This is a genomic window from Amycolatopsis oliviviridis, from assembly GCF_014654365.1.
Lineage (GTDB): Bacteria > Actinomycetota > Actinomycetes > Mycobacteriales > Pseudonocardiaceae > Amycolatopsis > Amycolatopsis oliviviridis.
Map to the genome: position 1 here is coordinate 79,620 of NZ_BNAY01000005.1, position 25,932 is coordinate 105,551.

Genomic DNA, 25,932 nt, shown 5'->3' on the forward strand with positions numbered 1-25,932 from the left:
CGTTGTACGAGTCGAGAAGAACTTCGCAGGACCTAGTACGAGGTGAGGGATGGACGCTTTCAACCCGACCACGAAGACCCAGCAGGCGATCTCGTCGGCGGCGCAGGCGGCCACGATGGCGGGCAACCCGCACGTGGCGGCCGCGCACCTGCTCGGCGCACTGCTGGCGCAGGGTGAGGGGCTCACCGCACCGCTGCTGACCGCGGTCGGGGCCGATCCGGAGCAGGTGCACAAGGAGCTGGAGCCGCTGATCGCGGCACTGCCGTCGGCGACCGGGGCCACCGTGTCGAGCCCGCAGTTCGACACGAACGCGGTCAAGGCGCTGACGCACGCGCAGAAGCTCGCGACCGAACTCGGCGACGAGTACGTCTCGACGGAGCACCTCCTCGTCGGCCTCGCCACCGAGGGCGGCCCGGTGGCCGACCTGCTCAAACGGCACGGCGCCACCCCAGATGCGCTGCGCGAGGCGTTCGCCAAGGTGCGCGGCTCCGCGCGGATCACCAGCGCGGATCCGGAAAGCACGTTCAAGGCGTTGGAGAAGTACGGCGTCGACCTGACCGCGCGCGCCCGCGCCGGTGAGCTGGACCCGGTGATCGGCCGCGACACCGAGATCCGTCGCGTGGTGCAGGTGCTCTCGCGCCGCACCAAGAACAACCCGGTGCTCATCGGCGAGCCCGGCGTCGGCAAAACGGCCATCGTCGAAGGGCTCGCCCAGCGGATCATCGCCGGTGACGTGCCGGAATCGCTGCGCGGCAAGCGCGTCGTGGCGCTCGACCTCGGCTCGATGGTCGCGGGCGCCAAGTTCCGCGGCGAGTTCGAAGAGCGGCTGAAGGCCGTGCTCAAGGAGATCACCGACTCCGCGGGCGAGGTCGTCACCTTCATCGACGAGCTGCACACCATCGTCGGCGCGGGCGCGACCGGCGAGGGCGCGATGGACGCGGGCAACATGATCAAGCCGATGCTCGCCCGCGGCGAGCTGCGGATGGTCGGCGCGACCACGCTCGACGAGTACCGCCAGCACATCGAGAAGGACGCCGCGCTGGAGCGGCGCTTCCAGCAGGTGCTGGTCGGCGAACCGTCCACTGAGGACACCATCGGCATCCTGCGCGGGCTCAAGGAGCGGTACGAGGTGCACCACGGCGTGCGCATCACCGATGCCGCGCTGGTCGCCGCCGCGACGCTGTCCGACCGCTACATCACCGCCCGGTTCCTGCCGGACAAGGCGATCGACCTGGTCGACGAGGCCGCGTCGAAGCTCCGCATGGAGATCGACTCCCGGCCGGTCGAGATCGACGAGGTCGAACGCGCCGTGCGGCGCATGGAGATCGAAGAGATGGCGCTGTCCAAAGAGGACGACGCCGCCTCGAAGGAGCGGCTCGCCGCCCTGCGGGCGGAGCTGGCCGAGAAGCGCGAGACGCTGACGGCGTTGACAGCGCGCTGGCAGAACGAGAAGGGCTCGATCGAGCGCGTCCGCGAACTCAAGGAGCAGCTGGAGCAGCTGCGCGGCGAGTCCGAGCGCGCCGAACGCGACGGCGATCTCGGCAAGGCCGCCGAACTCCGCTACGGCCGGATTCCCGCGCTGGAGAAGGAGTTCGAGGCCGCGACGGCCGCCAGCGAGGTCAGCCAGCAGAACGTCATGCTCAAGGAGGAGGTCAGCGCGGACGACGTCGCCGACGTGGTCAGCGCGTGGACCGGCATCCCGGCGGGACGGCTGCTGGAGGGCGAGACGGGCAAGCTGCTCCGGATGGAGGAGGAGCTCGGCAGGCGCGTCATCGGGCAGAAGGAGGCCGTGCAGGTCGTCTCGGACGCGGTGCGCCGCACCCGGGCGGGCGTCGCGGACCCCGACCGCCCGACCGGCTCGTTCCTGTTCCTCGGCCCGACCGGCGTCGGCAAGACCGAGCTGGCGAAGGCGCTGGCCGAGTTCCTGTTCGACGACGAGCGCGCGATGCTGCGGATCGACATGAGCGAGTACGCCGAGAAGCATTCGGTGGCGCGCCTGGTCGGGGCGCCGCCGGGCTACGTCGGCTACGACCAGGGCGGGCAGCTGACCGAGTCGGTGCGCAGGCGTCCGTACTCGGTGGTGCTGCTGGACGAGGTCGAGAAGGCGCACCCGGACGTGTTCGACGTGCTCCTACAGGTGCTCGACGACGGGCGGCTCACCGACGGCCAGGGCCGGACGGTGGACTTCCGCAACACCATCCTGGTGTTGACCTCGAACCTCGGCTCGCAGGCCATCGCCGACCCGGCGCTCGACGAGCGTCAGCGCAACGACGCGGTGATGTCGGTGGTGCAGCGGCAGTTCAAACCGGAGTTCCTGAACCGGCTGGACGACATCGTGGTCTTCCACGCGCTCGGCACCGACGAACTGACGTCCATTGTGGACATCCAGATCGAGCGGCTCGCCTCGCGGCTGTCGCGGCGCCGCCTGACGCTGGAGGTCACCGCCGGGGCTCGCGAGTGGCTCGCGCTGAACGGCTTCGACCCGATCTACGGCGCCCGGCCGCTGCGGCGGCTCGTGCAGTCGGCGATCGGCGACAAGCTGGCGAAACAGCTGCTGGCCGGTGAGATCCGGGACGGCGACACGGTCCGGGTCGACATCCCGGCCCAGGAGGCGTCCGAGGCCCTCACGGTCTCGCGGGTGGACTGACCCGAGTCGGTCACCTGAACGCCATGAAAGGTCCTTTCCTTGCAAATTTCGCAAGGAAAGGACCGTTCATGACGTTGGCGACACAGCGATTTGTCGACGTTTCACCGCGTCTTTCGTGGTCTTTCCCGGGTGCGGCACCGAAAGGAGGGCGCGACACGGCGCCCGGCGATCACATCCGGTGAGGGCAGGGGGATACCCTGACCGTCGTGGGTATTCCGGCGTGGATCTGGTTCGTCATCGCCGCCGTCGCCTTGGTGGCGGGGCTGGCGCTGCTCGCGGCCGACCGGGCGAAGGAGGGCTCGCGCAATCGCGAGCGCATGCGCTGGGCCGAGCTGCGCGGCTGGCAGTTCGTCGAAGAGGACGAACGGTTGCCGCGGCAGTGGTCCAACGGCGCGATCGGGTACTTCGGCGCCCAGATGGCGGTCAACGTCGTGGCCGGGTCCACCTTCACCTCCGACGGGCGCCGCCCCGTCTTCATCTTCGACATCGAGACCGAGGGCCAGATCCCGGCGGTCGTCGTCGCCGTGCGCTGCAACCGCGTGCACGAGACGCCGCTGGAGATGTGGCTGTCCAGCGTGCCGTTCCAGCGCCAGGACATGCCTGAGATGCTCGGCCCGATCGGCCAGCGCTACGCCTTCGCGGACGACTCCGAGGGCGCCCGCAAGGTGATCACGCAGGAACTCGTCGACGCGGCCGACTCGCTCGGTGGCGACGTCGGCGTGGCGTGGCTGGAGAACGAGTGGGTGCTCGCGAGCGTCGCCCCGAACGCCGGGCCGTCGCGGCTCGAGCGGCTGCTGCGCGACCTCGGCGAGATCGCCGACATCGTGGACCCGTTCGACGAGGAGTACGACAACGCCTCGGCTCCCGGCCGTCACTGGCAGGCCGACGCACCCGAGGACATCGAACCCCAGAATTAGTCAGTCAGGCGCAGCCTGCCCGTTGAGGGTGGCGGCGGGGCGGGGTCAGGGCTAGGACTGCTTGATCTCCAGCGGGAGCGCGCCGGCGGTGAAGCCGGTGTGCGACGGCTGACCGAGCAGCGTCAGGTCGAGCGTCCCGGACTGCGTCACCCGTCCCGCCTGCGCGGGATCTGCGGTGGGCAGGACTCCGCGCAGTGACGTCGTCGAGCCGCCGCGGACCGACGCGACCTCGCCGACGCCGAGGTCTCCGCTGATCTTGTTCGAGCCGGAACCGGTGAACCCGGCGCCGTGCTGCGCCAGATCCGCGTCCTGTTCGGTCGCCACCAGCCCGGTCCACGGACCGATCGTGCCGCCGAGCGCGTGCTCCTGGCCGAACCCGGCGCCCGAGCTGGTGTCCACCGGCAGGACACCCTTGAACCGGCCGACGCCGTGCTGTGCCGACGTCGCCCCGATGGCGGCGAAGTCGCCGACGTCGATCCCGTGCCCGGAAGACCGGCCCGCCTCCAGCGCGCCGCCGAGGTCGCCGGCGAATCCGCCGTCGAGCCGCAGGGCCCGGCCGAGGTCCCCGCCGGTGCGCTGCTGGGTCTCGTTGATCACGCCGACCCCGGGAAGCGGGCGAACGGCGTGATAGGTCCCCTCGGCCGCGCGGAACCCGCGGCTGTCCTCGGAGACGAAGGTGGGGACGCCGGTGCGCGGGTCGAGCGCCGCCTCGGTCACCCGGGTGCCGGTCTTCTCGATCTTGGTCTCGTTCCCGGCCACGACACTGCCGTAGCGGGCGAGCTTCACCGTCTCCCGCTGGCCCTGCACGACGGCTTCGGCGCTCTTCGCCGCGGCGAGCACGCCGAGCTTGTCCGGGCGGGCCGTGACGCCGTCGCGGGTCTCGACGGTCTCGCTCACCGAGCGGCGGACGTCCGCGACGACCTTCGCGTTACCTACGTCCTTGCTGTAGACGTTCCGTTCGGTGCTGGTCAGGAAGCCGCGAAGGACAGATGTGTCCCCTTCGCTGGTGAAGCCGGCACCGCGGTCCAGGGTGCCTTCGCGCTGATGGTCGAGCGGGAGCGGGATCGCCGGGTCCGTCTGGGCCGCGAGCGCGGTGGCCGGACCGGCGAGCAGCAACGCCAGTGGCGCCGCGCCGGCCGCGACCTTGGGCAGGTAGCTCGGCTTGCGCCTGCTGTGCTTCCCCATGGGGCCGGACGATACTTCCCGACTTTGGCCATTGCACGTCAAATCCCCACGGTGGGTGACCCCCACACCCGTGCGTCCGGGCACCGCTCCGGGACCCGACCGAGGAGTAGGTTCCCGGCATGACACAAACCGCCCTGATCACCGGCGCCACCGCCGGCATCGGCGCGCAGTTCGCGCGCAGGCTCGCTGCCGAGGCGTACGACCTCGTGCTCGTCGCCCGCGACGTCGACCGGCTGGAAGGCTTCGCCGCGGAACTGGTCGAGGCGCACGGCGTCGACGTCGTCGTCCTGCCCGCCGATCTGTCCGAAGTGGACGGACGCGAACTGGTCGAGAACCGCCTGGCCGAAGCGCCGGTGGACCTCCTCGTGAACAACGCGGGCTTCGGGCTCAACGGCGATTTCTGGACCATCCCGCCGGACGCGCTGCAACGCCAGCTCGACGTCAACGTCACCGCGGTCCTGCGCCTGACCCGCGCCGCGCTGCCGGGGATGATCGACCGAGGCGAGGGCGCGATCATCAACGTCAGCTCGGTCGCGGGATTCTTCAGCGGACGCGGTTCGACGTACACGGCCAGCAAGAACTGGGTCACCTCGTTCACCGAGGGCATCGCCGCCTCGCTGCCGAAGAACATCCGCATGATGGCGCTCTGCCCCGGGTTCACCACCACGGAGTTCCACGAGCGGGCCGGACTGGACAAGCCCGGGCCGAAGGCGTTCTGGCTCGGCGTCGACCAGGTCGTCGACGAGGCGCTCGCGGATCTGCGCCGCGGCAAGGTGATCTCGGTGCCGAGCTTGCAGTACAAGGCGATCGTCGCGGTCGGCGGACTGCTGCCGCGCGCGGTGCTGCGCAAACTCGGCGGCGGGTTCGGCGGCAAGGGCCGCACCTGAGCCGAGGTGGTCGTGAGTGGCAAGTGTCGTTCTAACCCCACTTGCCACTCACGACCACCCCGCGCTAGTCGTCGTCCGCGGTTTCGATCGACCGCACGCCGTCGGTCACGGCGAGCACGGTGGCGGCGTCGGCGTGACCGGGACCGGTGAGGTCGAGGGAGACAGTCACCTCGCCGTCGCGGTCGTCGGTGATCCGCAAGGACGTGATCGACCATCGTCGCTTCGTGCAGAGCTCCAGCAGGTCGCGCAGCACACCCTTGCCGTCCACGTAGCTCACTCGCAGCCTGGTCGTGCCCGTGCCACCCGGAAGGTGCTCGGTCAGCCAGGTGAAACCGAGGACCACCACGAAATGCATCGCCGTCACCACGATCGCCAGCAGCGGCAATCCGGCACCCGCCGCCATGCCGATGGCCGCGGTCTCCCAGACGGCGGCGGCCGTGGTGAGCCCCCGGATCGCGCCCTGCCTGGTGATGATCAGCCCGGCGCCGAGGAACCCGACCCCGGAGACGATCTGCGCGGCGATCCTGGACGGGTCGAGGACCACCTGCCCGGCCGTGAGGATGTCGCCGAAACCGTACTTGCTGACCAAGAGGATGAGCGCGGACGCCGTGCCCACGATGGTCTGGGTGCGCAGTCCGGCGCTTTTGCCCCTTATCTGCCGTTCCAGTCCGATCGCCGCCGACAGCGCGAACGCCGTCGCCAGCTCACCGATCTGGAGCCAGCCCTGTCCGTCGGAAACCATCACCCCACAGTGCCATCCGTCGCACGACGATTCGGGTCGGCACCGGGCGGGTACGTGTGGATCATGAGGTCATCGCTTCTTGTCGCGGCCGGGGTGCTGACGCTGACCTTGGCCGCTTGCTCCACCGAACCGACGGCAGGCCCCGCGGCGCCCGGGCCGGGTGGCAACGAAGCGCAGCCGGTGAAGGCGATCCAAGCCGCTGCGGGCGCCGTCCCCGGCGGCCGGGTGTTCGATGTGGAGTCCGGGACCGACGGCTGGGAGATCAAGGTCGCGTCGCAGGGACAGGAACACAAGGTGCGCGTGAGTCAGGACGGTGGTCAGGTCCTGGGCGACCAGCGGACCGCCAAGCCGAGCGACGACATGACGAAGGTCGAACAGGCCGGTGTCGACGCGGTCAAGGCGCTCCAGAACGCGCAGCGGAGTCAGCCTGGCGAGCTCGACGAGATGGAGATCGACCGAGCCACCGACGGCACCCTCGTCTGGGAGATCGGCCTCCGCGATGGCACCGGGGCCGAGCACGACGTCGCCGTCAACGCCAAGACCGGCCAGGTGAGGTAGGGCCCGCCCTACCCAGGAGACGCACGCTCGCACCAGGGTGCATCCGACCTGGGATTCCTAGGGTTTTCCCCATGAACACTGGGTGGAACGGTGACGCGGTCCGGCTCGACGGCGTCCGCAAGGAATACGGCAAGGGCGTCGTCGCTCTGGACGGGGTGACGCTGGCGTTCCCGCGCGGCGGCTTCACCGCGGTGATGGGCCCCTCGGGCTCGGGCAAAAGCACTTTCCTGCACTGCGCGGCCGGGCTGGACCGGCCGACGTCTGGGTCCGTCGTGCTCGACGGGCAGGAGCTGGCCGGGATGAGCGAGACGAAGCTGACGAAGCTGCGCCGCGACCGGGTCGGCTTCATCTTCCAGGCCTTCAACCTGCTCCCGGCGCTGACCGTCGAGCAGAACGTCACACTCCCGCAGCAGCTCGCCGGTGCCAAGCCGGACCGCCGCGTCGTCGAGGAGATGCTGACCCGCGTCGGGCTCGCCGGCCGTCGCAAGCACCTTCCCGGCGAGCTTTCCGGCGGGCAGGCGCAGCGCGTCGCGATCGCGCGGGCGCTGGTCACCCGGCCCGCGGTGGTCTTCGCCGACGAGCCGACCGGCGCGCTCGACACCCGCACCGCCGCCGAGGTCCTCGGGCTGCTGCGCGAATCCGTCCGCAGCACCGGCCAGACGGTGATCATGGTGACCCACGACCCGATGGCCGCCTCCTACGCCGACCGCGTCATCTTCCTCGCCGACGGCCGGATCGCGGACGAACTGCACGCGCCGACCGCGGACGTCGTCGCCGAGCGCATGACCCACCTGGGTGCCTGGGCCGCCCCGACGTACGCGTCTCAGCGGAGGGGCCAGAACACCGGCCCGGTCAGGGCGGGTGCGTGATGCTGCGACTCGCCTTCCGGACCCTGCGCCTGCGCAAGGGCGGGTTCATCGGAACCTTCATCGCCGTCTTCTTCGGCGCGCTGATCGTCGCCTCCTGCGGTGGCCTGATGGAGACCGGGATCCGCGCCAACGCGGAACCGCAACGGCTCGCGGCCGCCCCGATCGTCGTCACCGGCGGCCAGACCTTCGCCCTGCCCAAGGAAGACCCGGCCACCCTCGACGCCGACGACAAACGCAAGTTCGAGGACGCGCGGCTTCCCGAGCGCGTCCGGCTCGACACCGGGCTGGTCTCCCGGCTGCGGTCCGTCCCCGGCGTCTCGGACGTCGTCGGCGAAGTGAGCTTCCCGCTCGCGACGGGCGGTCAGCCCGCCTTCGGTCACGCCTGGGACTCCGCCGCGCTGACCCCGTACGCGCTGGTCGCGGGCACCGCGCCCGGCGCGGGCGAGATCGTCGTCGAGTCCAAGTCGGGCTTGAAGCCCGGCGACCGGGTCGAAATCGCCGCACACGGCAAGAGCGAAGCGTTCCGTGTCGCCGGCGTGGCCGGTGCGCCGCGCCCGATCACGCAGGCCGCGGTGTTCTTCTCCGCCGCCGACGCCGCCCGGCTCTCCGGGTACCCCGGCAAGGCCGACGCCATCGGTGTCTTCACGAAGCCGGGCGCCGACGTCGAAGCGGTACAGGCGAAGGTCGCCGAGGTCGCGACCGGGGCGAACGTGCTGAGCGGGATCGACCGCGGTGTCGCGGAGTTCCCCGAGGCCGATTCGAGCGGGACCAACCTGATCGTCATCGCCGGCGTGGCGGGCGGGCTTTCGGTGATGGTCGCGATGTTCGTCGTCGCGAGCACGCTGAGCCTGTCCACCCAGCAGCGCTCCCGTGAACTCGCCCTGATGCGGGCGATCGGCACGACCCCTCGCCAGCTCCGGCGCATGGTGCTCGGCGAGGCGCTGGCCGTCGGCCTGCTCGCGACCGCGCTCGCCGCCGTGCTGGGACCGTTCCTCGGCGAATGGCTCTTCGGACAGCTCGTCGAAAACGGTGTCGCCCCCGCGGTTCTGCGGTTCTACCAGGGCTGGCTGCCCGCCGTCGTCGGCGCGGGCGCCGCGATGCTCGCGGTGTTCATCGCCGCTTTCGTGGCGGGCCGCCGCGCCGGGAAGATCCGGCCGACCGAGGCGCTCGCCGAGGCCGCGGTCACCCGCCGCTGGCTGACCCCGACGCGGTTCGTGGTCGCGGCCCTCTGCTTCGGCGGCGGCACCGCGCTGGGCATCGTGACCGTCGCGGTGATGACCGGGCCGATCGCGGCCAGCACCGCCGGGCCCGCGGTGATCCTCTGGGCGCTCGGCGTCGCGATGATCACCCCCGGCGCCGCCAAGATGATGACCGCGATCCTGCAGTGGCCGATGCGCCTGCTCGGCGGCATCGACGCGCGCCTCGCCGTGCTCAACACCCGTGCCGGGATCGTCCGGGCGGCGGGCGCGGTCACCCCGATCATGCTCGCCGTCGGGATCGCGACCGCCAACATCTACCTCCAGACCACCCAGCAGGAGCTGGCGAACCAGGCCTTCACCGAGGACGTCCGCGCCGACGCGGTGATCGGCTCGGCCGCGGGCGGGCTGTCCCCGGACCTCGTCCAGCGGATCCAGGCCGTCCCCGGCGTCGCCGGAGCCTCCGAGTACGTCACCAGCAGCGTGTTCCTCGAAGCGCCGTACGACTCCTCCGACGAGGGACGCCCGGCGATCGGCCTCACCGCGTCCGGCGCGGGCGCGACGATCGACACCAAGGTGACCCAGGGCGACCTGAAGGCGCTGACCGGCAGGACCATCGCGCTCCCCGACGTCTACGCGAAGGACTTCGCCCGCGGCGTCGGCGACACGGTGAGCCTGAGGCTCGGTGACGGCACCCCGGTCGACGTCGAGGTCGTCGCGGTGACCAGTCAGCGCCGCGGCTTCGAGAGCCTGCTGCTCCCGGCCGACCTGCTGGCCCCGCACACCACCGCCGGACTCGCCCCGCAGATGCTGGTCCGCGCCACCCCGGACGTCGAGCCGGCGGCGCTCACCGAACGGCTCCGCGAGGCGACGGCCGGGCTGCCGGTGTCCGTCGGCGACCGGGGCGCGCTCATCGCCGCGCACGACAAGGACCAGGCCGTCGGCGCGTGGGTGAACTACCTGCTGGTCGGGATGATCATCGCCTACACGGTGATCTCGGTCGCCAACACGCTGGTCATGGCGACCGTGCGGCGGCGCCGCGAATTCGGACTCCAGCGGCTCACCGGCTCGACCCGGGCGCAGGTGCTGCGGATGGCCGGTTTCGAAGGCGGGCTCGTCGCGCTGATCGGGATCGTCCTCGGCACCGTCGTCTCGGCGGGCGCGATCGTCCCGTTCTGCCTGGTGGCGGCCGATTCCCTGCTGCCGATGGGCTCCCCGCTGATCTACCTGACCATCATCGGGCTGGCCGCGGCGCTCGCGCTGGTGGCGACCCTGGTCCCGGCCTGGGCGGCGACCCGGGGTCCGGCCGTGGACGCGGCGACGTCCGGCAGTGACTGAGCACACCGGGACCGACCCGGTGGGAAACACCCCGGCGGTGCGCCGCGAGCCGTGTGTAAGACTCTCGGCCGTGGCGTACCCCGGGTTGGATCAAGCGGCGAAACTCGAACTGGCGAGACTGGTCGGCGAACTCGCCGTCGTGCACGGCAAGGTGACCTTGTCTTCCGGCAAGGAAGCCGATTACTACATCGATCTCCGGCGGGCGACGCTGCATCACGCGGCCGCCCCGCTCATCGGGAAGCTGCTCCGCCAGCTCACCCACGACTGGGACTACGTCGCCGCCGGCGGCCTGACCCTCGGCGCGGACCCGGTGGCGCTGGCCATGCTGCACTCCGCGGCGACCGACGGCGTCGTGCTCGACGCCTTCGTGGTCCGCAAGGGCGCCAAGGCGCACGGCATGCAGCGCCGGATCGAAGGGGTCGAGGTGCTCGGCCAGCGGGTGCTGGCCGTCGAGGACACCTCGACCACCGGCGGCAGCGTGCTCACCGCCGTCGAGGCGCTGCGCGAGGCCGGAGCGAACGTGGTCGGTGTCGCGACCGTCGTCGACAGGGACACCGGAGCGCGCGAGGCCATCGAGAAGGAAGGCCTCGAATACCGTTACATCCTGAACAAGGACGACCTCGGTCTGTCCTGATCACCTGGTGGTGAACCCGCGTCCGCGATCGACGTCGGCAGGGCGCTGCCTGGTCGTTGCACCTCTCGACGGCGGATCAGGCGCCCTGCCACCGCGATAGCGGGGCCTTCGGCCGGGCGGGTTCATGCGTTTGGTCCCTTTTCGGGCACATCTTCAGCTCCGCCCTCTGTCCTGACTAAAAGGTCCCAAAGGGGGCATCCTCCGTGTGCGAACGGAGGATGCCCCTTTTTTCGTGAGCGTTTCTCAATACGAGAGGGGTAACGTCGCTGGTAGGGGTGTGAAAGGGGGCTTGAGGTGGCGGGTTTCCTGGCGAACGTGACAGTGGTGGTGCATATTTTCGCGCTGCTGTTCATCGGATTCGGCGGTTTTCTCGCGTGGCGGTGGCCGAAGGTGATCTTCGTGCATGTGTTCTTCGCCGCATGGGGAGTGCTCGTCAACGTCTTCCCGTGGCCGTGCCCGCTGACGGCCGCCGAGAACTACTTCCGGAACCTGCAGGGCCTCGGCGATCTGCCCGGCGGCTTCAACGCCTACTACCTCTACGACACGGTCTTCCCGCGCTCGTCGCTGCCGTTCGTCGTCGTGATCGCGATGGCGACGGTGATCATCTCCTACGTCGGCGCGTACCAGCGCTGGCGTCACCGCCACCACGACGGGGACGCACCGGCGCACCGCGTCAGCATGGGCTGAGTGACAATCTCCGGGTGAACTCGGAAGAGGCCGGCCCCACCGAATGGGTGGCGCGGGAAGAGGTCGGCGTCGGCCCGTGGGAAGGCGAGTGGCCCGCGGACGAGCGCTACGACCCGGAGCTCCTGGCAGGAGGCGACCGCCGCAACGTCGTCGACCCGTACCGCTACTGGCGGCGCGAGGCCATCGTGTCCGATGTGGACGGCCGTCGGCACCCGTTCCACGTGGCGATCGAGAACTTCCAGCACGATCACAACATCGGCACCGTGGTCCGGACGGCGAACGCGTTCGCCGCGGCCGCCGTGCACATCGTCGGACGGCGGCGCTGGAACCGGCGCGGCGCCATGGTGACCGACCGCTACCAGCACCTTCTCCACCACGAGGACGTCAACGGGCTGCTGACCTTCGCCGCCACGGAAGGTCTCGCCGTGGTCGCCGTCGACAACACCCCCGGCTCCCAGCCCGTCGAGACCGCCGAGCTGCCGCGCGAGTGTGTCCTGCTGTTCGGCCAGGAGGGGCCCGGGCTGTCGGCCGAGGCGCAGAAGACCGCGTCGCTCGTCGTCTCGATCGCGCAGTTCGGCACGACGCGCTCGATCAACGCCGGTGTCGCCGCCGGGATCGTCATGCACGCCTGGGTCCGGCAGCACGCCGACCTCGCCAAAGCCTGGTGACCCCACGCGTTTCGTCCTCTGAATGCGGTCCTTGCGCGCGCAACTACCGCATTCAGAGGACGAAACGCGGCTAGACGGGGGCGACCTCGACCGGGATCCCGTTCAGCACGGCGTTCCCGGACGGGACATCGAGCAGGGTCTCGTCGGCGACCAGGTTCGAGTTGACCCCCGCGTGCGCCGACGCGACCTTCGTGCGCGTGCCGTCGAGGTCGTGCCCCCAGCCGTGCGGCATGCTCACCACGCCGGGCCGGACGTCGGCCGTGACCTCCACCGGGGCTTCCAGCTTCCCGGCCCGCGACGTCACCGCCGCGAGCCCGCCGTCGGTCAGCCCGAGCCGGGCGGCGTCGTCCGGATGCACCTGGACGGTGCACCGGTTCCCGCCGCGCACCAGCGGCGTCAGGTTGTGCATCCACGAGTTGTTCGAGCTCAGATGCCGTCGCCCGATCAGCAGCAGGCGGGCGTCGGGCGCCTTGTCCAGCTCCGCCCGCAATCGTGGCACGTCCTTCGTGATCGCGTCCGGGGCCAGCTCGACCTTCCCGCTCGCGGTGGTGAGCACCTCCGGCAGCCGCGGCTTCAGCGCGCCGAGGTCGATGCCGTGCGGGGCGGCTTCGAGATCGGCCAGGCTCAGCCCGTACGGTCCGCCGCGCAGCATCAGGTCGATCATCCGAGCCGGTCCCGTGCGGCCTTCGGCGAGCGACAGGTCGACGCCGGTGCGCCGCGCCGTCTCGCCCGCGGCCATCGTGTCGAAGGCGGCGACGTCGACGTCCGGCCCCTGGCCCGCGGCGATTCCGGCCATCCGCAGCAGGGTGACCCACTCCTGCGGCAGGTCCGTTTCGAGCGTCGGCGGCGTCCAGTTCGCGACGTTCCGCACGGCGAGCCCGTACAACGCGACGTCGTAGTGCGGCCGCTCCAGCGGTGACGGCCCGGGCAGGATGACGTCGGCGTGCCGGGTGGTCTCGTTGAGGTACACGTCGAGGGAGACCATGAAGTCCAGCTGCCGCAGCGCCTCCGTGAGCCGCGCGGAGTTGGGCGTGCTCAGCGCCGGGTTGCCGCTGATGGTCACCAGCGCCCGCACCTGGCCCTCGCCGGGTGTTTCGATCTCGTCCGCGAGCGTGGCCACCGGCAGCTCGCCGAGCACCTCGGGATAGCCGCGCACCCGGCTCGTCCAGCGGCCGCTGGTGAACGGCGAGGACCGCCGTGGCCGCCAGAGGGCGGGCAGCGGGAACATCACGCCGCCTTCGCGGTCGAGGTTGCCGGTGAGCGCGTTGACGACGTCGACCAGCCAGCTCGCGACGGTCCCGTACGACTGCGTCGTGGTCCCCATCCGGCCATAGACCGCGGCCCGTCCGGCGTCCGCGAGGTCGAGCGCGATCCGGCGGATCTCGGCGGCGTCGATCCCGGTCGCGGGCGCGACCGCCTCCGGCGTGAACGGTTCCGCGAGCGCACGGACCTCGTCGACACCGTTGACGTGCTCGCCGGGGCGGACGCGGTTCTCCGCGAACAGCACGTTGACCAGCGCGAACAGGAACAGCGCGTCGGTGCCGGGCCGGATCGCGTGGTGCTCGTCGGCGAGTTGCGCGGTCCGGGTGCGGCGCGGATCGAGGACGACGATCTTGCCGCCGCGCTTCTGGATCCCGCGCAGCCTGCCGCGGGTGTCGGCCGCGGTCATCAGGCTTCCGTTGGACACCAGCGGGTTCGCGCCCAGGATGAGCAGGTGTTCAGTGCGGTCGAGGTCGGCGACGGGGATGGTCTGCGGGTCGCCGAAGAGGTAGCCGGAGGAGAAGTGCTTCGGCATCTGGTCGACCGTGGTCGCGGTGTAGAAGTTCTTGGTGCCCAGTGCTTTGAAGAACACGCGGCCGTAGAGCACCAGTGCCGCGTTGTGCACCGTCGGATTGCCGGAGTAGACGGCGACGGCGTCCTTGCCGTGCTCGTCGATGATCGGCCGGAGGCGCCGGTCGATCTCGGCGAAGGCCTCGTCCCAGGTGACCTCGACGAACTCGCCGTCCCGTTTGACCAGCGGCGCGGTGAGCCTGTCCGGGTCGTGGTGCAGCGCGCCGAGTGAGGCGCCCTTCGGGCAGATGTATCCCCGCGAGAAGACGTCCTCGCGGTCACCCTGGACCCGGGTGACCAGGCTCTTCTCGTCGATCGTCACCTCCAGGCCGCAGGTGGCTTCGCAGAGTGGGCAGGTCACGTGCGCCGTGGTCATGAAGCACCTCGCGAGGTCGGGGGTCGTCTCAACATACTGAGCGGTATGTCAGCGGGCAAGGGATGATGACGCGATGACCGCACTCGCCGACCGGGCCGCGGCCGCCGAACGCGCGGTCCGCGACCGGCATCTGCGCAGGGTGTGGGGACTGCCCGGAACGGTCCTCGGCCGCAGCGGCTGGCCGCCCTCGGCGGGCCAGCGCGTCCACTGGCACTGGAACTACTGGTGGCAGGCGCATCTGCTGGACACCCTCGTCGACGCGCAGCTGCGGGACCCCTCACCGGAACGACTGAAGCTGATCGACCGGTTCGTGGCGTCTTTGCGGCTGCGCAATTTCGGCAAGTGGATCAACGACTACTACGACGACATCGCCTGGCTCGGTCTCGCGCTGCAACGCGTGGGACATCTCGGGCTGGACGTCCGCGGCGGGCTGGAGGCGATCAGTTCCCGGTTGCGCGAAGGCTGGACCGACGACGCGGGCGGCGGGATCTGGTGGCGTGTCGGCGACGACTTCAAGAACGCGCCCGCGAACGGCCCGGCGGCGATCTTCCACGCCCGTGAAGGGGCCGCCGAGCACGCGGCGGGCCTGACCGGCTGGATGACCGAACGGCTCGTCGACCCGGGGTCCGGACTGGTGTGGGACGGCCTGCGCGTCGGCTCCGATGAACTGGTCAAGCACATTTTCACGTACTGCCAAGGGGTCTACCTCGGCGCCTGTCTTGAATTGTCCGAAATGGACAGAGTGGAGCACACGATCCACGCGGTCGCGGAGCACGTCGCGCCGAACGGGGTGATCCGGGGGCAGGGCGGCGGTGACGGCGGCCTGTTCGCCGGGATCCTGGCTCGGTACCTGGCGCTCGCGGCACCGCTGCTGCCGAGCGGGGTGGCGCGCGATCTCGTCCTGCATTCGGCCGAAACGTGCTGGAACGGCGCCACCGAGACGCCGCACGGGCCGCTCTTCAGTGCCGACTGGGCGACTCCGGCGCCTTCGCTCCCTCTCGCCCCGGACGCCCCCGAGCGCGACCTGTCCGTGCAGGTGAGCGCGTGGATGCTGCTCGAAGCCGCCGCGACCCTGGACCACCGCATTTAGTCCTCTGAATGCGGCAGTGCAAAGTGCGTTCACCGGGCGCTGGTAGTGCCGCATTCAGAGGACTAAATGCGGCAGGCATTCAGAGGACTAAATGCGGCAGGCATTCAGAGGACTAAATGCGGCAGGCATTCAGAGGACTAAATGCGGTCATCCACAGGGCTCGGAGCGTTGTGGACAAGTGGGCCGAAGATGATCTTGGATCCAGGGTGCCGTCAGGGCCGGATGCCATCGTCGGAGCGTGTCCAGAAACCAGTACGCGACGCCCTCCGAGTTTTTCGGCCCCTTCGTGGGCAGCCGGGCCGTCAGCGAAGGAGACCTGACCCGTGCCCAGCTCCGCTCGGGGCCGTACAACCGGCTGTTCCAGGATGTCTATGCCCCGATAGGCATTCCTCAAGATCACGAACTGCGCTGCAAGGCCGCGATCCTCGTCGTACCCGACGGTGCGGTGCTGACCGGGTGCTCGGCCGCGACGGTGCGCGGATTCCCGTTCTCGGCCGAGAACGACCCGGTCGAGTTCGTGGTGCCCGAGGTGAAGGGCTTCCACAGTCTGCGCGGAACGCATCTCCGCCGGACCAGGCTTCTCGGTCGGGACTTCGAGCCTTGGCGGGACGGCCTTATCGCCACACCGTTGCGCATGACGATGGACATCCTGACCGATACCCGGCTTCGACGCTCTCTTCCCCGTGTCGTCGGGTTTCTGGATGTGCTGCTCCGCGCCGGATTCATCGACAGTGAGACGCTCGACGCGTACTTGCGGCCCCGGCACGACAATGGGATCGTCCGGGCGCGTCAGGCCCTGGAACTTTCGGACGGGCGAGCGGAGTCCATCCCGGAGTCCGAGGTCAGGGTGCGGTTGAGGCTCCACGGGATCGAGGCGGAGCCTCAGGTCGAGGTGTTCAGCGGGACCCGGTTCCTCGGCCGGCTGGATCTCGCGATCCGCGAAGCCAAGCTCGCCATCGAATATGACGGTGCTTGGCATCTCGAAGGTGAACAGCCACGTCTGGACGCGCGACGGCGAGCGTTGATCGAGGCCGAGGGCTGGGAGTTCATCGTCATTACCAAGGAGGAGCTCTATGCCGACCCTCGTGCGATGGTGCGCCGGGTGGCGGCGGCTCTCAACTCCCGCGTTTAGTCCTCTGAATGCGGAGTTCGAAGACCGGCGCGAGCAGGTGCCCCCGCATTCAGAGGACTAAACGCGTCACCAGACGTCGCCCGAGCGCCAGTCGCAGGTGATCTCCCCGTCCAGATCCAGGGTGACCCCCACCGGCAGCACATGGATCGACCCGTCGTCCTCCTTCGTCGCCTCCAGGCCCGAAGGCGTCATGACCGACGAAGTGCCGCGCCACAGCAGCCAGCCGCGCGACGCGTAGAACTCCAGGGCGTCTTCGGACGCCGAGAGCGCCCCGAGGTCGTACGCCTTCCGCAGGACCCGCTCCAGCGCGTCCATCATCGCGGCGCCGTGCCCGCGCCGCCGGTGATCCGACCGGACGGCGACCGCCTCGACATAACCCGTCCGGAGGGCCCGCCCGTCGTGCACGAGCCGTCGCTGGACCAGTGACGCGTGCCCGATCAGCTCGCCGCTCTCCCACACCAGCGTGTGCATGCCGCCGAGGGCGTTCTCCCAGTCGTGGTCGCTGAAATCGCCGTCGAAAGCGTCGTCCAGCAGAGCACGTGCCGCGGTGAGCACGCCTGCTTCGAGGTCGGCGGTGTGCACGGTCCACAGGTCGGTCATTCCGCCATCTTCACCCGGCGGCGGCGTTCTGACCAGCGGGTTGTGATTCAGCAGCCGCACGACTGACGGTGTATGAAGCGCGGTGCGAGCCGTACGGATTCGGGTCGTCGCTCAGGGTCGGTGATCCGGGCGAGCAGGAGTTCGACGGCCTTGCGCCCGATCTCCTCGATCGGCTGCGCCATCGTGGTCACCGCCGGGGTCACCTGCCCGGCCCACTCCATGTCGCCGTAGCCGACGATCGCGAGGTCGCGCCCGATCCGGATGCCGAGCCGGTGCGCCTCGTACTGGACGCCGATCATCATCGCCTCGCTCGCCACCACGAGCGCCGTCGGCGACGGCCAGCTGTCGAGCAGTTTCGCGGTCGCGGCGGCCGCCCCGCCCGGGGTCGACTGCCCGCACGCGACCAGCTGCGACGTCCACCGGAGGCCGGAACGGCCGAGGCCGAGCCGGTAGCCCAGGGCCCGCTCCTCGTAGGTGGCCATGTCCTCTTCGCCCGAGATGAAGCCGATCTTGCGGTGCCGCAGCCCGGCGAGGTGCCGCACGAGAGCGCACACGGCCTGGATGTTCTCGGAGCCGACCTGGTCGACGTCGTTGCGTCCGGCCATCCGGTCGACGAGCACGGTCGGCACGCCCATCCGGACCAGTCCGTTGATCACCGCTTCGTCGCCGGCCGCCGGGACGAGCAGGACACCGTCGACGCGGTCGGCCCGCAGCGCGCGGATGACCGCGGCTTCCTCGGCGACGCTGTCGCCGGTGTCGGCGAGGGTGATCTCGCAGCCGTGACGGCGCGCGGCGCGGCGGATGGCGCGGACGAGTTCACCCGAATACGGGTTCGCGTGCATCGCCATGGCCACCCCGAACCGGTGGGTGACAGGGGTGTCCTCCCACAGGGGTAACGCCGGGGACAATGCGGTCATCGCTCCATGCCTTCATCCGAGCCTGAACGACGGTAACGGCTGACGGAGCGTCACTCGGCGGCGAGACCGGAAAGTCTCCCAACAATCATCAATGTGAGTGAACGAGAGCGCATCCGCAGGACGCCCGATGGCGGAGAGTAGGCGGAATCCGCATCGTCTGGGCCTTGCGTGCGGGATCGTTGATCCGGGCCAGCAGCAGGCGCACCGCCTGTGTGCCGATCTCGTCGATCGGCTGCGCCATCGTGGTCAGCGGCGGATCGACCAGATCGGCCCACTCGACGTCGTCGTAGACCACCACCGGCAGGTCGATCCCGGCGCGCAGGCCGCGCTTCCGCAACTCGTGCAGGACGCCGACCATCATCGTGTCGTTCGCGACCACCAGCGCCGTCGGCGGAGACGGTAGCGCGAGCAGCGTGCTGAGCGCGAGAGCCCCGCCTGCCTGCGAAGACTGCCCGCACGCGACCAGGTCCTCCGACCAGGTGAGCCCCGAACGGCCGAGGCCGAGCCGGTAGCCGAGGATCCGCTCCTCGCTGGTGCTCAGCCCGGCGGTGCCGCTGATCATGCCGATCCGCTGGTGCCCGAGCGACGCCAGATGCGCCGTCAGCGCGGACGTCGACTGGATGTTCTCCGCGCCCACCTGGTCGACGTCGGTGCGCGTGGACAGCCTGTCGATGAGCACGGTCGGGACGTCGAGCGAGACGAGCTCCCCGATCACCGAACCGTCGCCGGGCGACGGCGTGATCAGCAGCCCGTCGACCCGGCGGGAACGCAGGGTCCGCACGGTCTCACGCTCGGTGTCAACGGTGTCGTGCGTGTCCGCCAGCAGGACCGTGTACCCGGCCAACGCGGCTTCGCGCTCGATGGCCTGGATCAGCAGGGCGAAGTACGGGTTCGCGATCAGGGAGATCGCGACGCCGATCGACCGCGTCCCGCCGGTGACCAGCGAACGGGCGATGGCGTCGCCGGTGTAGCCGGTCTGCTCGATCGCGCGGAGGACCGCCAGCTTCGTCTCCTCGGCCACCGCCCTCGTCCCGTTGACCACATGGGACACCGTGGTGATCGAGACTCCCGCCAGCTCGGCGATGTCGCGTTGGGTGGGGCGGGACGAGCGAGACGGCGGCATCAACGTTCCTCGGTGCAGGCAGGCTGGCAAGCGTTTGCGCAAACGCTTGCGAGTGAGCATAACCCTGTCTACCTTCCGGTCCATCACGGACAGCCTCGATCGGAGGGCATCTCCATGAGACAACGACGTCTTGGGAAACGGAGCCTCGTTGCGCTCGCGATGGTCGCGTTAGCGGTGACCTCGACCGGGTGCACCGTCGAACGCCACTGGGGTGGCGGATCGAAAGCGGGCGGGGGTGGCAAGGCCAAGGTCGGCCTGGTCACCAAGACCGACACCAATCCCTACTTCGTGGAACTGAGGGCGGCCGCCAAGGCCGCCGCCGAGGCGAACGGCGCGGAGTTCAGCGCGCTCGCCGGCCAGTTCGACGGCGACAACGACGGCCAGGTCCGGGCCATCGAGAACCTCATGCAGCAGGGCGCGAACACCATCCTGATCACGCCGAGTTCCTCGACCGGTGTCCTCGACGCCATCGACCGCGCCCGCAAGGCCGGGGTGCTGGTCATCGCGCTCGACACGGCGACCGAACCGGACACCGCCGTCGACGCCACCTTCGCCACGGACAACTTCGAGGCCGGACGTCAGCAGGGCGCGTACGTCAAGGCCGCGCTCGCCGGCAAGCCGCCGAAGCTGTTCATGGTGGACGGCACCGCCGGGTCCACAGTGGACACCCAGCGGCACACCGGGTTCCTCAAGGGCATCGGCCTGACCGACGCGTCGCCGGAGATCAAGGGCAAGACGCCCGCGAACGGCGACCAGAGCCTGGCTCAGCAGGGTGTGGAGAACCTGTTGCAGCGCACCACCGACATCAACGCCGTCTACACGATGAACGAGCCGATGGGCCGCGGCACCTACGCCGCGCTCCAGGCCCGCGGCCTGGTGAACCAGCTCGTGATGGGCTCGATCGACGGCGGCTGCGAAGGCGTCAAGAACGTGCGCGACGGCCAGTACGCCGCCACGGTCATGCAGTTCCCGAAGAAGATGGCCGAGCAGGGCGTCCTCGCCGCCGTCGAGTACGCCAAGACCGGGAAGAAGCCGAGCGGGTTCGTGAACACCGGATCCGCGGTGATCACGGACAAGCCGATCCCGGGCGTGGAGAGCCAGGACACCAAGTGGGGCCTCGAGAACTGCTGGGGGACGAAATGAGTACTGCCACCCTCAAAGGAAACGAGCGGCCGTCGATCGGTGAGTTCTTCCTCCGCGCGCCCGCGGTCGGGCCCGCGCTGGCCCTGCTCGTCGCGATCGTGGTGTTCTCCGCCTCGACGGACACCTTCCTCGACCTCGACAACCTTTCCCTTGTGGTGCAACAGTCCCTGGTGATCGGCACGCTCGCCCTCGGGCAGACGCTGATCATCCTGACCGCGGGCATCGACCTGGCCAACGCGGCCGCGATGGTGCTCGCGACGCTGATCATGGCGAAACTCGTGGCGGGCGGCGTCGCCGGGATCTGGGCGCTGCTGCTGGGAATCGTGGCGACGGTGGCGATCGGGATGGTCACCGGTTCGCTGGTCACCCGGATCAAGCTGCCGCCGTTCATCGTCACGCTCGGTCTGCTGACGGTGCTCACCGCGGCCGCGAAACTGTTCGCGAGCGGCCAGGCCGTCCCGGTCGCCGACGAGCTGCTCAAATGGCTCGGCACCCGCCGGTACCTCTTCGGCGGCATCCCGATCACCTACGGCATGACGCTGGCTTTGCTGATGTACCTGGGACTTTGGTACGCGCTCACGCGCACGCCGTGGGGCAAGCACGTCTACGCGGTCGGCAACGCGCCGGAATCCGCGCGGCTGTCCGGGATCAAGGTCAACCGGACGATACTTTCGGTGTACCTCGTCGCCGGCGTGATCGTCGGGATCGCCGCCTGGCAGGCGCTCGGCCGTGTGCCCAACGCCGACCCGAACGCCTTCCAGCTCGGCAACCTCGACTCCATCACCGCGGTGGTGCTCGGCGGCGCGAGCCTGTTCGGCGGCCGCGGTTCGGTGCTCGGCACGATGATGGGCGCGCTGGTCGTCGCGGTCCTGCGGTCCGGGCTGACCCAGCTCGGCGTGGACGCGCTCTACCAGGACGTCGCCACCGGCGCCCTGCTCATCGGCGCGGTCTGCGTCGACCGGTTCGCGAGGAGGCAGCAGTCATGACGACACCCACGTTGTCCGCTCAGGGGCTGGTCAAACGCTACGGCCGGGTCACCGCCATCGACGGCGCCGACTTCGAACTGTTCCCCGGTGAGGTGCTCGCCGTCGTCGGTGACAACGGCGCCGGGAAGTCGAGCCTCATCAAAGCCCTTTCGGGAGCGGTGATCCCGGACGCCGGTGAGATCAAAGTGGACGGTCAGGCCGTGCACTTCAAGTCCCCTTTGGACGCTCGCCACTACGGGATCGAGACGGTGTACCAGGATCTCGCCGTCGCGCCCGCGCTCGACATCGCATCGAACATGTTCCTGGGTCGGGAAAAGCGGCGAAAGGACCTCTTCGGACAGCTGTTCAGGAAACTGGACACGGCGACCATGAGGTCCGACGCGCAGCGGATCCTGGACGAACTCGGCATCAACATCAAGTCCATCACACAGCCGGTGGAGACACTGTCCGGCGGGCAGCGCCAGGGTGTCGCGGTCGCGCGGGCGGCCGCGTTCGGCACCAAGGCGGTCATCATGGACGAGCCCACCGCCGCGCTCGGCGTCGCCGAATCGGGCAAGGTCCTGGATCTGATCAACCGGATCCGCGAACGCGGCCTGCCGGTGGTGCTGATCAGCCACAACATGCCGCACGTGTTCGACATCGCCGACCGCATCCACGTCCATCGCCTCGGAAAGCGAGTCGCGGTCGTCTCGCCGAAGACGCACACTATGAACCAGGTCGTCGGCCTGCTCACGGGTGCGCTGAAGATCGGTGAGAACGGCGAAGTCGAAGAAGTCGCCTCAGCCGTCCACACTGGACTGTAGTAGTGCGAGTCCTGCTGGCGGGCCTGTGCACCGTCGACCAGATTCAGCGCGTCGCCGAGATACCGGCGCCGGGCGAGAAGGTGCGTTCGCTGTCGATGGACGTCGCCGCCGGGGGGCCGGCGACGAACGCGGCGGTGACCGTGGCCGCGCTCGGCGCCGGGGCGACGTTGCTGACGGTCGCCGGTGCGCATCCGCTGGCGGCACTCGCCCGCGCCGACCTCGGCGCGCACGGCGTCGACCTGGTCGACCTCGATCCCGGACGGCCCGATCCGCCCGCGATCAGCGCCATCACCGTCCGTGACTCCGACGGCGAGCGCACCGTCGTCTCGCGCAACGCCCACGCTTCCTCGCGTTTCGTCCTCTCGATGCGGTCCTTGCACGCGCAACTACCGCATTCAGAGGACGAAATGCCCAGGTGTGTGCTCCTGGATGGGCACCATCCGGAGGTCGCGCTGGCCATCGCGCGCTGGGCTCGGGAGCGCGGGATACCGGTGGTGCTCGACGCCGGGAGCTGGAAGCCGGTCTTCCCCGAACTCCTGCCGCTCGTCGACGTCGCCGCGTGCTCCTCGCTGTACCGCGGGGACGATCCGCGCGAGCACGGCGTGCCGCTGGTCATCACGACCGCGGGCCCCGATCCGGTCCGCTGGTCGACGGCGGACGGATCCGGTGCCGTCCCCGTTCCCGTCACCCGGGCGCGTGACACGCTGGGCGCGGGCGACGTCTGGCACGGGGCTTTCGCGTACGCGGTCGCCAGGGGCGAAGGGGATGTCCCTGGCTGGATCGCGTTCGCCAACGAGGTGGCCGCCGAACGGGTGCGGCATGAAGGACCGAGGTCGTGGACGGCCGCGGTCGCGAAGATGGGAGAAGGACAGTCATGACCGCGATGCCTCCGGTGTTCGAGGACCTGTTGAGCAGGGCCCAGGCCCTGGCGAAGCCGGGACAGCGCAGCGTGCTCGGGATCGTCGGCGCCCCCGCGTCCGGTAAGACCACGCTGGCCTGGGGCCTCGCGAAGGCGCTGGGCACGAGGGCGGCGGTGGTCGGGATGGACGGCTTCCACCTGGCGCAGGTGGAGTTGCAGCGCCTCGGCCGGGTGGAGCGCAAGGGCGCCCCGGACACCTTCGACGCGGCCGGGTACGTGCACCTGCTGCGGAGGCTCGCCGAAGGCCGCGAGACCGTCTACGCGCCCGAGTTCCGCCGGGAGATCGAGGAGCCGATCGCCGGCGCCGTCGCGGTCACGCCGGACGTCCCGCTGGTGATCACCGAGGGTAACTACCTGCTCATGCAGGACGACCCGTGGAGCGGGGTGAAACCGATCCTCGCCGAGTCGTGGTTCCTCGCGCCGGACGAACCCGAGCGCATCGAGCGGCTCGTTTCGCGGCACCGCCGCTACGGCCGTTCGCTGGTCGATGCGCGTCGCCGCGCCCTCGGTTCCGACCAGCGCAACGCCGACCTGATCGCCTCCACCAGCGGCCGGGCCGACTTGGTCCTCGAGAACCTCCCGCTGGTTAACTTCGCCATATGAGTGGTGTTCTCGTCGTGACAGGCGGAAGCAAGGGCATCGGCGCGGCGGTCTGCGAGCTGGCCGCCGCGCGCGGATACGACATCGTCGTCAACTACGCGGGTGACGCCGAAGCGGCCGAAGGCGTCGCTTCGCGCGTTCGCGAGCACGGCGTCCAAGCGATCACCCAGCGCGGGGACGTCGCGTCCGAAGACGACGTGGTGGCCCTGTTCGACGCCGCCGTCGCCCTCGGCCCGCTCGCCGGGCTGGTCGCGAACGCGGCCATCACCGGCAACACCCCCGGCCGCCTCGACGAGTACGAGGCCGAGGTCGTCCGCCGGGTGGTCGACGTCAACGTCACGGGCGTCTTCCTGTGCGTCCGCGAGGGCATCCGCCGGATGTCCACCCGGTACGGCGGCGGGGGCGGCGCGATCGTGACGGTGTCGTCCACCGCCGCGCGGACCGGCTCGCCCGGGGAATGGGTCCATTACGCGGGCACCAAGGCGGCCGTCGAAACGATGACCTACGGCGTGGCGCAAGAAGTCGCCAAAGAATCCGTGCGGGTCAACGCGGTCGCGCCGGGGATGATCCACACCGGACTGCACGCGGCCGCCGGGATGCCCGACCGCATGGACCGGATCGCCCCGACCATCCCGATGGGACGGGCGGGCGAACCCGGCGAAGTCGCGGAAGCCGTGCTGTGGCTTCTTTCCCCGGCCGCGTCGTACACCACCGGGACGGTGCTGACCGTCGGCGGAGGACGTTGACACCCAGGGCCACGAGGCGGTCACGAGGGGATATCGGGTCCGCGTGCGGTTCAGCCACTTTTTAACACCCTTTCCCGGCGGATATCACGATTCATGTGGGAAGTCGGCGGATCACCTCGTGGCCCCAGGCGCCTGTGTCACCCTGGTGGCGCCCCCAAGCTTCTTGATCAGGACGGTCATCCCCGATGTCCAAGCTCATGTCTGTGCACCACCTGGCACTCACCGTGACCGATGTGGACCGGAGCGTGCCCTGGTACGCCCGCGTGCTCGAACTCGAGGAGTTCACGCGTCGCGAGGACCCGGAGACGGGCCTGCGGAAGGTCGTGCTGAGGTCGCCGAGCGAAGGCTTCGCGGTGGTGCTCGTCGAGCATCAGGACACCGAGCGGCCGCGGTTCGACGAACGGCGGACCGGTCTGGACCACGTGGCGTTCAAGGTGTCGTCGCGGTCGGAACTGGCGGAGTGGGAAGCGCGGCTCTCGGAGTACGGCGTCGTCTACTCGCCGTCGAAGGGATCGCGGACCCTGGAAGGCTCGTCGGTCATCGTGTTCCGTGACCCGGATGGCATCCAGCTGGAAATCTGGGCTGACCCCGAGGTTTAGGCCGTGCTCTCTTCGGTCTCTTCGGCGGGGCGCCGCATCTCCTGGCGGTAGCGGATGAAGCCGTAGGCCGTGCCCACCACGAAGAACGCGATACTGATCCACAGGGCCGCCGTCTTGACCCACGGCAGCTGGTCCAGCAGACCGGCGCCGTAGTAGCCGAGCAGCACCAGCGTCGGCACCCAGAGCAGCCCGCCCAGCGCTGTCGCGAGCGCGAACCGGCGCGGATCCATCCGCGCGGCCCCCGCGATGAGCGGCGCCAGCGTGCGGATCCACGGGATCCAGCGCGCGGCGACGATGGCGAAGAAACCCCTGCGATCGAGGAAGTTCCTGGCACGGTCGAGGTTGTGCTTGTTCAGTACCTTGCCGCCGCGTCGCGCGATCAGTTTCGTGCCCGTGCCCCGGCCGATGTAATAACCCACCTGGTTGCCGACGATCGCGACGAGCAGCGCCGCGGCGGAGAGCAGCCACGCGTTCAGGTCGGAGCCATGTTGCGCGAGGACGACCCCGGCCGCGAACAGCAGGGAGTCGCCGGGCAGGAACAGCCCGATGATCAGCGCGCACTCCACGAAGATGAAGCTGAGCACGATCACCCAGACGAGCACGGGCCCGGCGGTGTCGAGCCAGCCCACGCCGATGCTCGCGGCCTCGGTGTACACCTCACTCACGCCGCGAGCCTACGTGTACTCGGCGAACCGCACTTCACCGAACGGTGGAATCGGGGTGTCCTCGCCGTCCCTGTC

25 protein-coding genes are annotated in these 25,932 nt (G+C 69.9%); 18 read left to right on the plus strand and 7 right to left on the minus strand.

Annotation, left to right across the window (positions count from 1 at the left end; translation table 11 throughout):
* The first annotated feature begins 49 nt into the window (after positions 1 to 49).
* The gene (clpB, locus tag IE302_RS22025; RefSeq protein WP_191256396.1) at positions 50 to 2,647 is read left to right on the plus strand and encodes an ATP-dependent chaperone ClpB; all 2,598 of its coding nucleotides are present in this window, start codon (positions 50 to 52) and stop codon (positions 2,645 to 2,647) included.
* A gap of 206 nt (positions 2,648 to 2,853) precedes the next feature.
* Positions 2,854 to 3,564, plus strand: a complete 711-nt coding sequence (locus IE302_RS22030; RefSeq protein ID WP_191256397.1) for a TtfA family protein — start codon at positions 2,854 to 2,856, stop codon at positions 3,562 to 3,564.
* Between the two features lie 51 nt (positions 3,565 to 3,615).
* On the opposite strand, the gene IE302_RS22035 is transcribed toward IE302_RS22030, so the two are convergent.
* Positions 3,616 to 4,749 carry a hypothetical protein gene (locus IE302_RS22035; RefSeq protein WP_191256398.1) on the minus strand — a complete coding sequence of 378 codons (1,134 nt, stop codon included), beginning with the start codon at positions 4,747 to 4,749 and terminating at the stop codon, positions 3,616 to 3,618.
* A gap of 119 nt (positions 4,750 to 4,868) precedes the next feature.
* Here IE302_RS22035 and IE302_RS22040 point away from each other — a divergent pair, with 119 nt between their 5' ends.
* Entirely contained in the window at positions 4,869 to 5,636 is a 768-nt protein-coding gene (locus IE302_RS22040) for an SDR family NAD(P)-dependent oxidoreductase (RefSeq protein ID WP_191256399.1), read from the plus strand.
* A gap of 64 nt (positions 5,637 to 5,700) precedes the next feature.
* Here IE302_RS22040 and IE302_RS22045 read toward each other — a convergent pair whose 3' ends face one another.
* The gene (locus tag IE302_RS22045; protein ID WP_191256400.1) at positions 5,701 to 6,378 is read right to left on the minus strand and encodes an MgtC/SapB family protein; all 678 of its coding nucleotides are present in this window, start codon (positions 6,376 to 6,378) and stop codon (positions 5,701 to 5,703) included.
* Positions 6,379 to 6,441: 63 nt separating this feature from the next.
* On the opposite strand from IE302_RS22045, the gene IE302_RS22050 reads away from it, so the two are divergent.
* From IE302_RS22050 to IE302_RS22075, 6 genes are all read left to right on the plus strand, one after another.
* Positions 6,442 to 6,936, plus strand: coding sequence for a PepSY domain-containing protein (locus IE302_RS22050; RefSeq protein WP_191256401.1), 495 nt, complete (start codon positions 6,442 to 6,444; stop codon positions 6,934 to 6,936).
* Positions 6,937 to 7,007: 71 nt separating this feature from the next.
* On the plus strand, positions 7,008 to 7,805 hold the full coding sequence (locus tag IE302_RS22055) for an ABC transporter ATP-binding protein (RefSeq protein WP_191256402.1): 798 nt from the start codon (positions 7,008 to 7,010) through the stop codon (positions 7,803 to 7,805).
* Complete coding sequence (locus tag IE302_RS22060; RefSeq protein WP_191256403.1) at positions 7,805 to 10,339, plus strand: ABC transporter permease; 2,535 nt, start codon at positions 7,805 to 7,807, stop codon at positions 10,337 to 10,339. Before IE302_RS22055 ends, IE302_RS22060 begins: the two co-directional genes overlap by 1 nt.
* 70 nt (positions 10,340 to 10,409) lie before the next feature.
* Positions 10,410 to 10,973 carry an orotate phosphoribosyltransferase gene (gene pyrE / locus IE302_RS22065; protein ID WP_093932493.1) on the plus strand — a complete coding sequence of 188 codons (564 nt, stop codon included), beginning with the start codon at positions 10,410 to 10,412 and terminating at the stop codon, positions 10,971 to 10,973.
* A 294-nt stretch (positions 10,974 to 11,267) separates the two neighbouring features.
* Positions 11,268 to 11,660, plus strand: coding sequence for a DUF2784 domain-containing protein (locus IE302_RS22070; protein WP_191256404.1), 393 nt, complete (start codon positions 11,268 to 11,270; stop codon positions 11,658 to 11,660).
* A gap of 14 nt (positions 11,661 to 11,674) precedes the next feature.
* A complete protein-coding gene (locus IE302_RS22075) occupies positions 11,675 to 12,328 on the plus strand; it encodes a TrmH family RNA methyltransferase (protein WP_191256405.1) in 654 nt (217 codons plus the stop codon).
* Positions 12,329 to 12,398: 70 nt separating this feature from the next.
* Here the strand turns inward: IE302_RS22075 and IE302_RS22080 are convergent, their stop codons facing one another.
* Positions 12,399 to 14,534: a molybdopterin-dependent oxidoreductase gene (locus IE302_RS22080; RefSeq protein WP_191256406.1), complete on the minus strand. Its 2,136-nt coding sequence runs from the start codon at positions 14,532 to 14,534 to the stop codon at positions 12,399 to 12,401.
* Positions 14,535 to 14,607: 73 nt separating this feature from the next.
* On the opposite strand from IE302_RS22080, the gene IE302_RS22085 reads away from it, so the two are divergent.
* Positions 14,608 to 15,624, plus strand: a complete 1,017-nt coding sequence (locus tag IE302_RS22085; RefSeq protein WP_191256407.1) for a glycoside hydrolase family 76 protein — start codon at positions 14,608 to 14,610, stop codon at positions 15,622 to 15,624.
* A gap of 238 nt (positions 15,625 to 15,862) precedes the next feature.
* Complete coding sequence (locus IE302_RS22090; protein ID WP_191256408.1) at positions 15,863 to 16,756, plus strand: endonuclease domain-containing protein; 894 nt, start codon at positions 15,863 to 15,865, stop codon at positions 16,754 to 16,756.
* A 66-nt stretch (positions 16,757 to 16,822) separates the two neighbouring features.
* Here IE302_RS22090 and IE302_RS22095 read toward each other — a convergent pair whose 3' ends face one another.
* From IE302_RS22095 to IE302_RS22105, 3 genes are all read right to left on the minus strand, one after another.
* Positions 16,823 to 17,356 (minus strand): GNAT family N-acetyltransferase, encoded by a 534-nt coding sequence (locus IE302_RS22095; protein WP_191256409.1) that lies wholly within the window; start codon positions 17,354 to 17,356, stop codon positions 16,823 to 16,825.
* Positions 17,357 to 17,403: 47 nt separating this feature from the next.
* Positions 17,404 to 18,273 (minus strand): LacI family DNA-binding transcriptional regulator, encoded by an 870-nt coding sequence (locus IE302_RS22100; protein ID WP_191256410.1) that lies wholly within the window; start codon positions 18,271 to 18,273, stop codon positions 17,404 to 17,406.
* An 88-nt stretch (positions 18,274 to 18,361) separates the two neighbouring features.
* Positions 18,362 to 19,396 (minus strand): LacI family DNA-binding transcriptional regulator, encoded by a 1,035-nt coding sequence (locus tag IE302_RS22105; protein ID WP_191256411.1) that lies wholly within the window; start codon positions 19,394 to 19,396, stop codon positions 18,362 to 18,364.
* Positions 19,397 to 19,555: 159 nt separating this feature from the next.
* Here IE302_RS22105 and IE302_RS22110 point away from each other — a divergent pair, with 159 nt between their 5' ends.
* The 7 genes from IE302_RS22110 to IE302_RS22140 all read left to right on the plus strand — a co-directional run bounded on the left by IE302_RS22110 (position 19,556) and on the right by IE302_RS22140 (position 25,192).
* On the plus strand, positions 19,556 to 20,539 hold the full coding sequence (locus IE302_RS22110) for a substrate-binding domain-containing protein (RefSeq protein ID WP_191256412.1): 984 nt from the start codon (positions 19,556 to 19,558) through the stop codon (positions 20,537 to 20,539).
* Positions 20,536 to 21,525 carry an ABC transporter permease gene (locus IE302_RS22115; RefSeq protein ID WP_191256413.1) on the plus strand — a complete coding sequence of 330 codons (990 nt, stop codon included), beginning with the start codon at positions 20,536 to 20,538 and terminating at the stop codon, positions 21,523 to 21,525. Before IE302_RS22110 ends, IE302_RS22115 begins: the two co-directional genes overlap by 4 nt.
* Positions 21,522 to 22,328, plus strand: a complete 807-nt coding sequence (locus IE302_RS22120; protein WP_191256414.1) for an ATP-binding cassette domain-containing protein — start codon at positions 21,522 to 21,524, stop codon at positions 22,326 to 22,328. Before IE302_RS22115 ends, IE302_RS22120 begins: the two co-directional genes overlap by 4 nt.
* A 2-nt stretch (positions 22,329 to 22,330) precedes the next feature.
* Positions 22,331 to 23,206 (plus strand): PfkB family carbohydrate kinase, encoded by an 876-nt coding sequence (locus IE302_RS22125; protein WP_191256415.1) that lies wholly within the window; start codon positions 22,331 to 22,333, stop codon positions 23,204 to 23,206.
* Positions 23,203 to 23,850: a nucleoside/nucleotide kinase family protein gene (locus tag IE302_RS22130; RefSeq protein ID WP_093932481.1), complete on the plus strand. Its 648-nt coding sequence runs from the start codon at positions 23,203 to 23,205 to the stop codon at positions 23,848 to 23,850. Before IE302_RS22125 ends, IE302_RS22130 begins: the two co-directional genes overlap by 4 nt.
* A complete protein-coding gene (locus IE302_RS22135) occupies positions 23,847 to 24,593 on the plus strand; it encodes an SDR family oxidoreductase (RefSeq protein ID WP_191256416.1) in 747 nt (248 codons plus the stop codon). Before IE302_RS22130 ends, IE302_RS22135 begins: the two co-directional genes overlap by 4 nt.
* A gap of 185 nt (positions 24,594 to 24,778) precedes the next feature.
* Entirely contained in the window at positions 24,779 to 25,192 is a 414-nt protein-coding gene (locus IE302_RS22140; protein WP_005160702.1) for a VOC family protein, read from the plus strand.
* Here the strand turns inward: IE302_RS22140 and IE302_RS22145 are convergent.
* Complete coding sequence (locus IE302_RS22145; RefSeq protein ID WP_191256417.1) at positions 25,189 to 25,857, minus strand: DedA family protein; 669 nt, start codon at positions 25,855 to 25,857, stop codon at positions 25,189 to 25,191. The two genes, IE302_RS22140 and IE302_RS22145, sit on opposite strands and share 4 nt — an antisense overlap.
* Positions 25,858 to 25,932 lie beyond the last annotated feature (75 nt).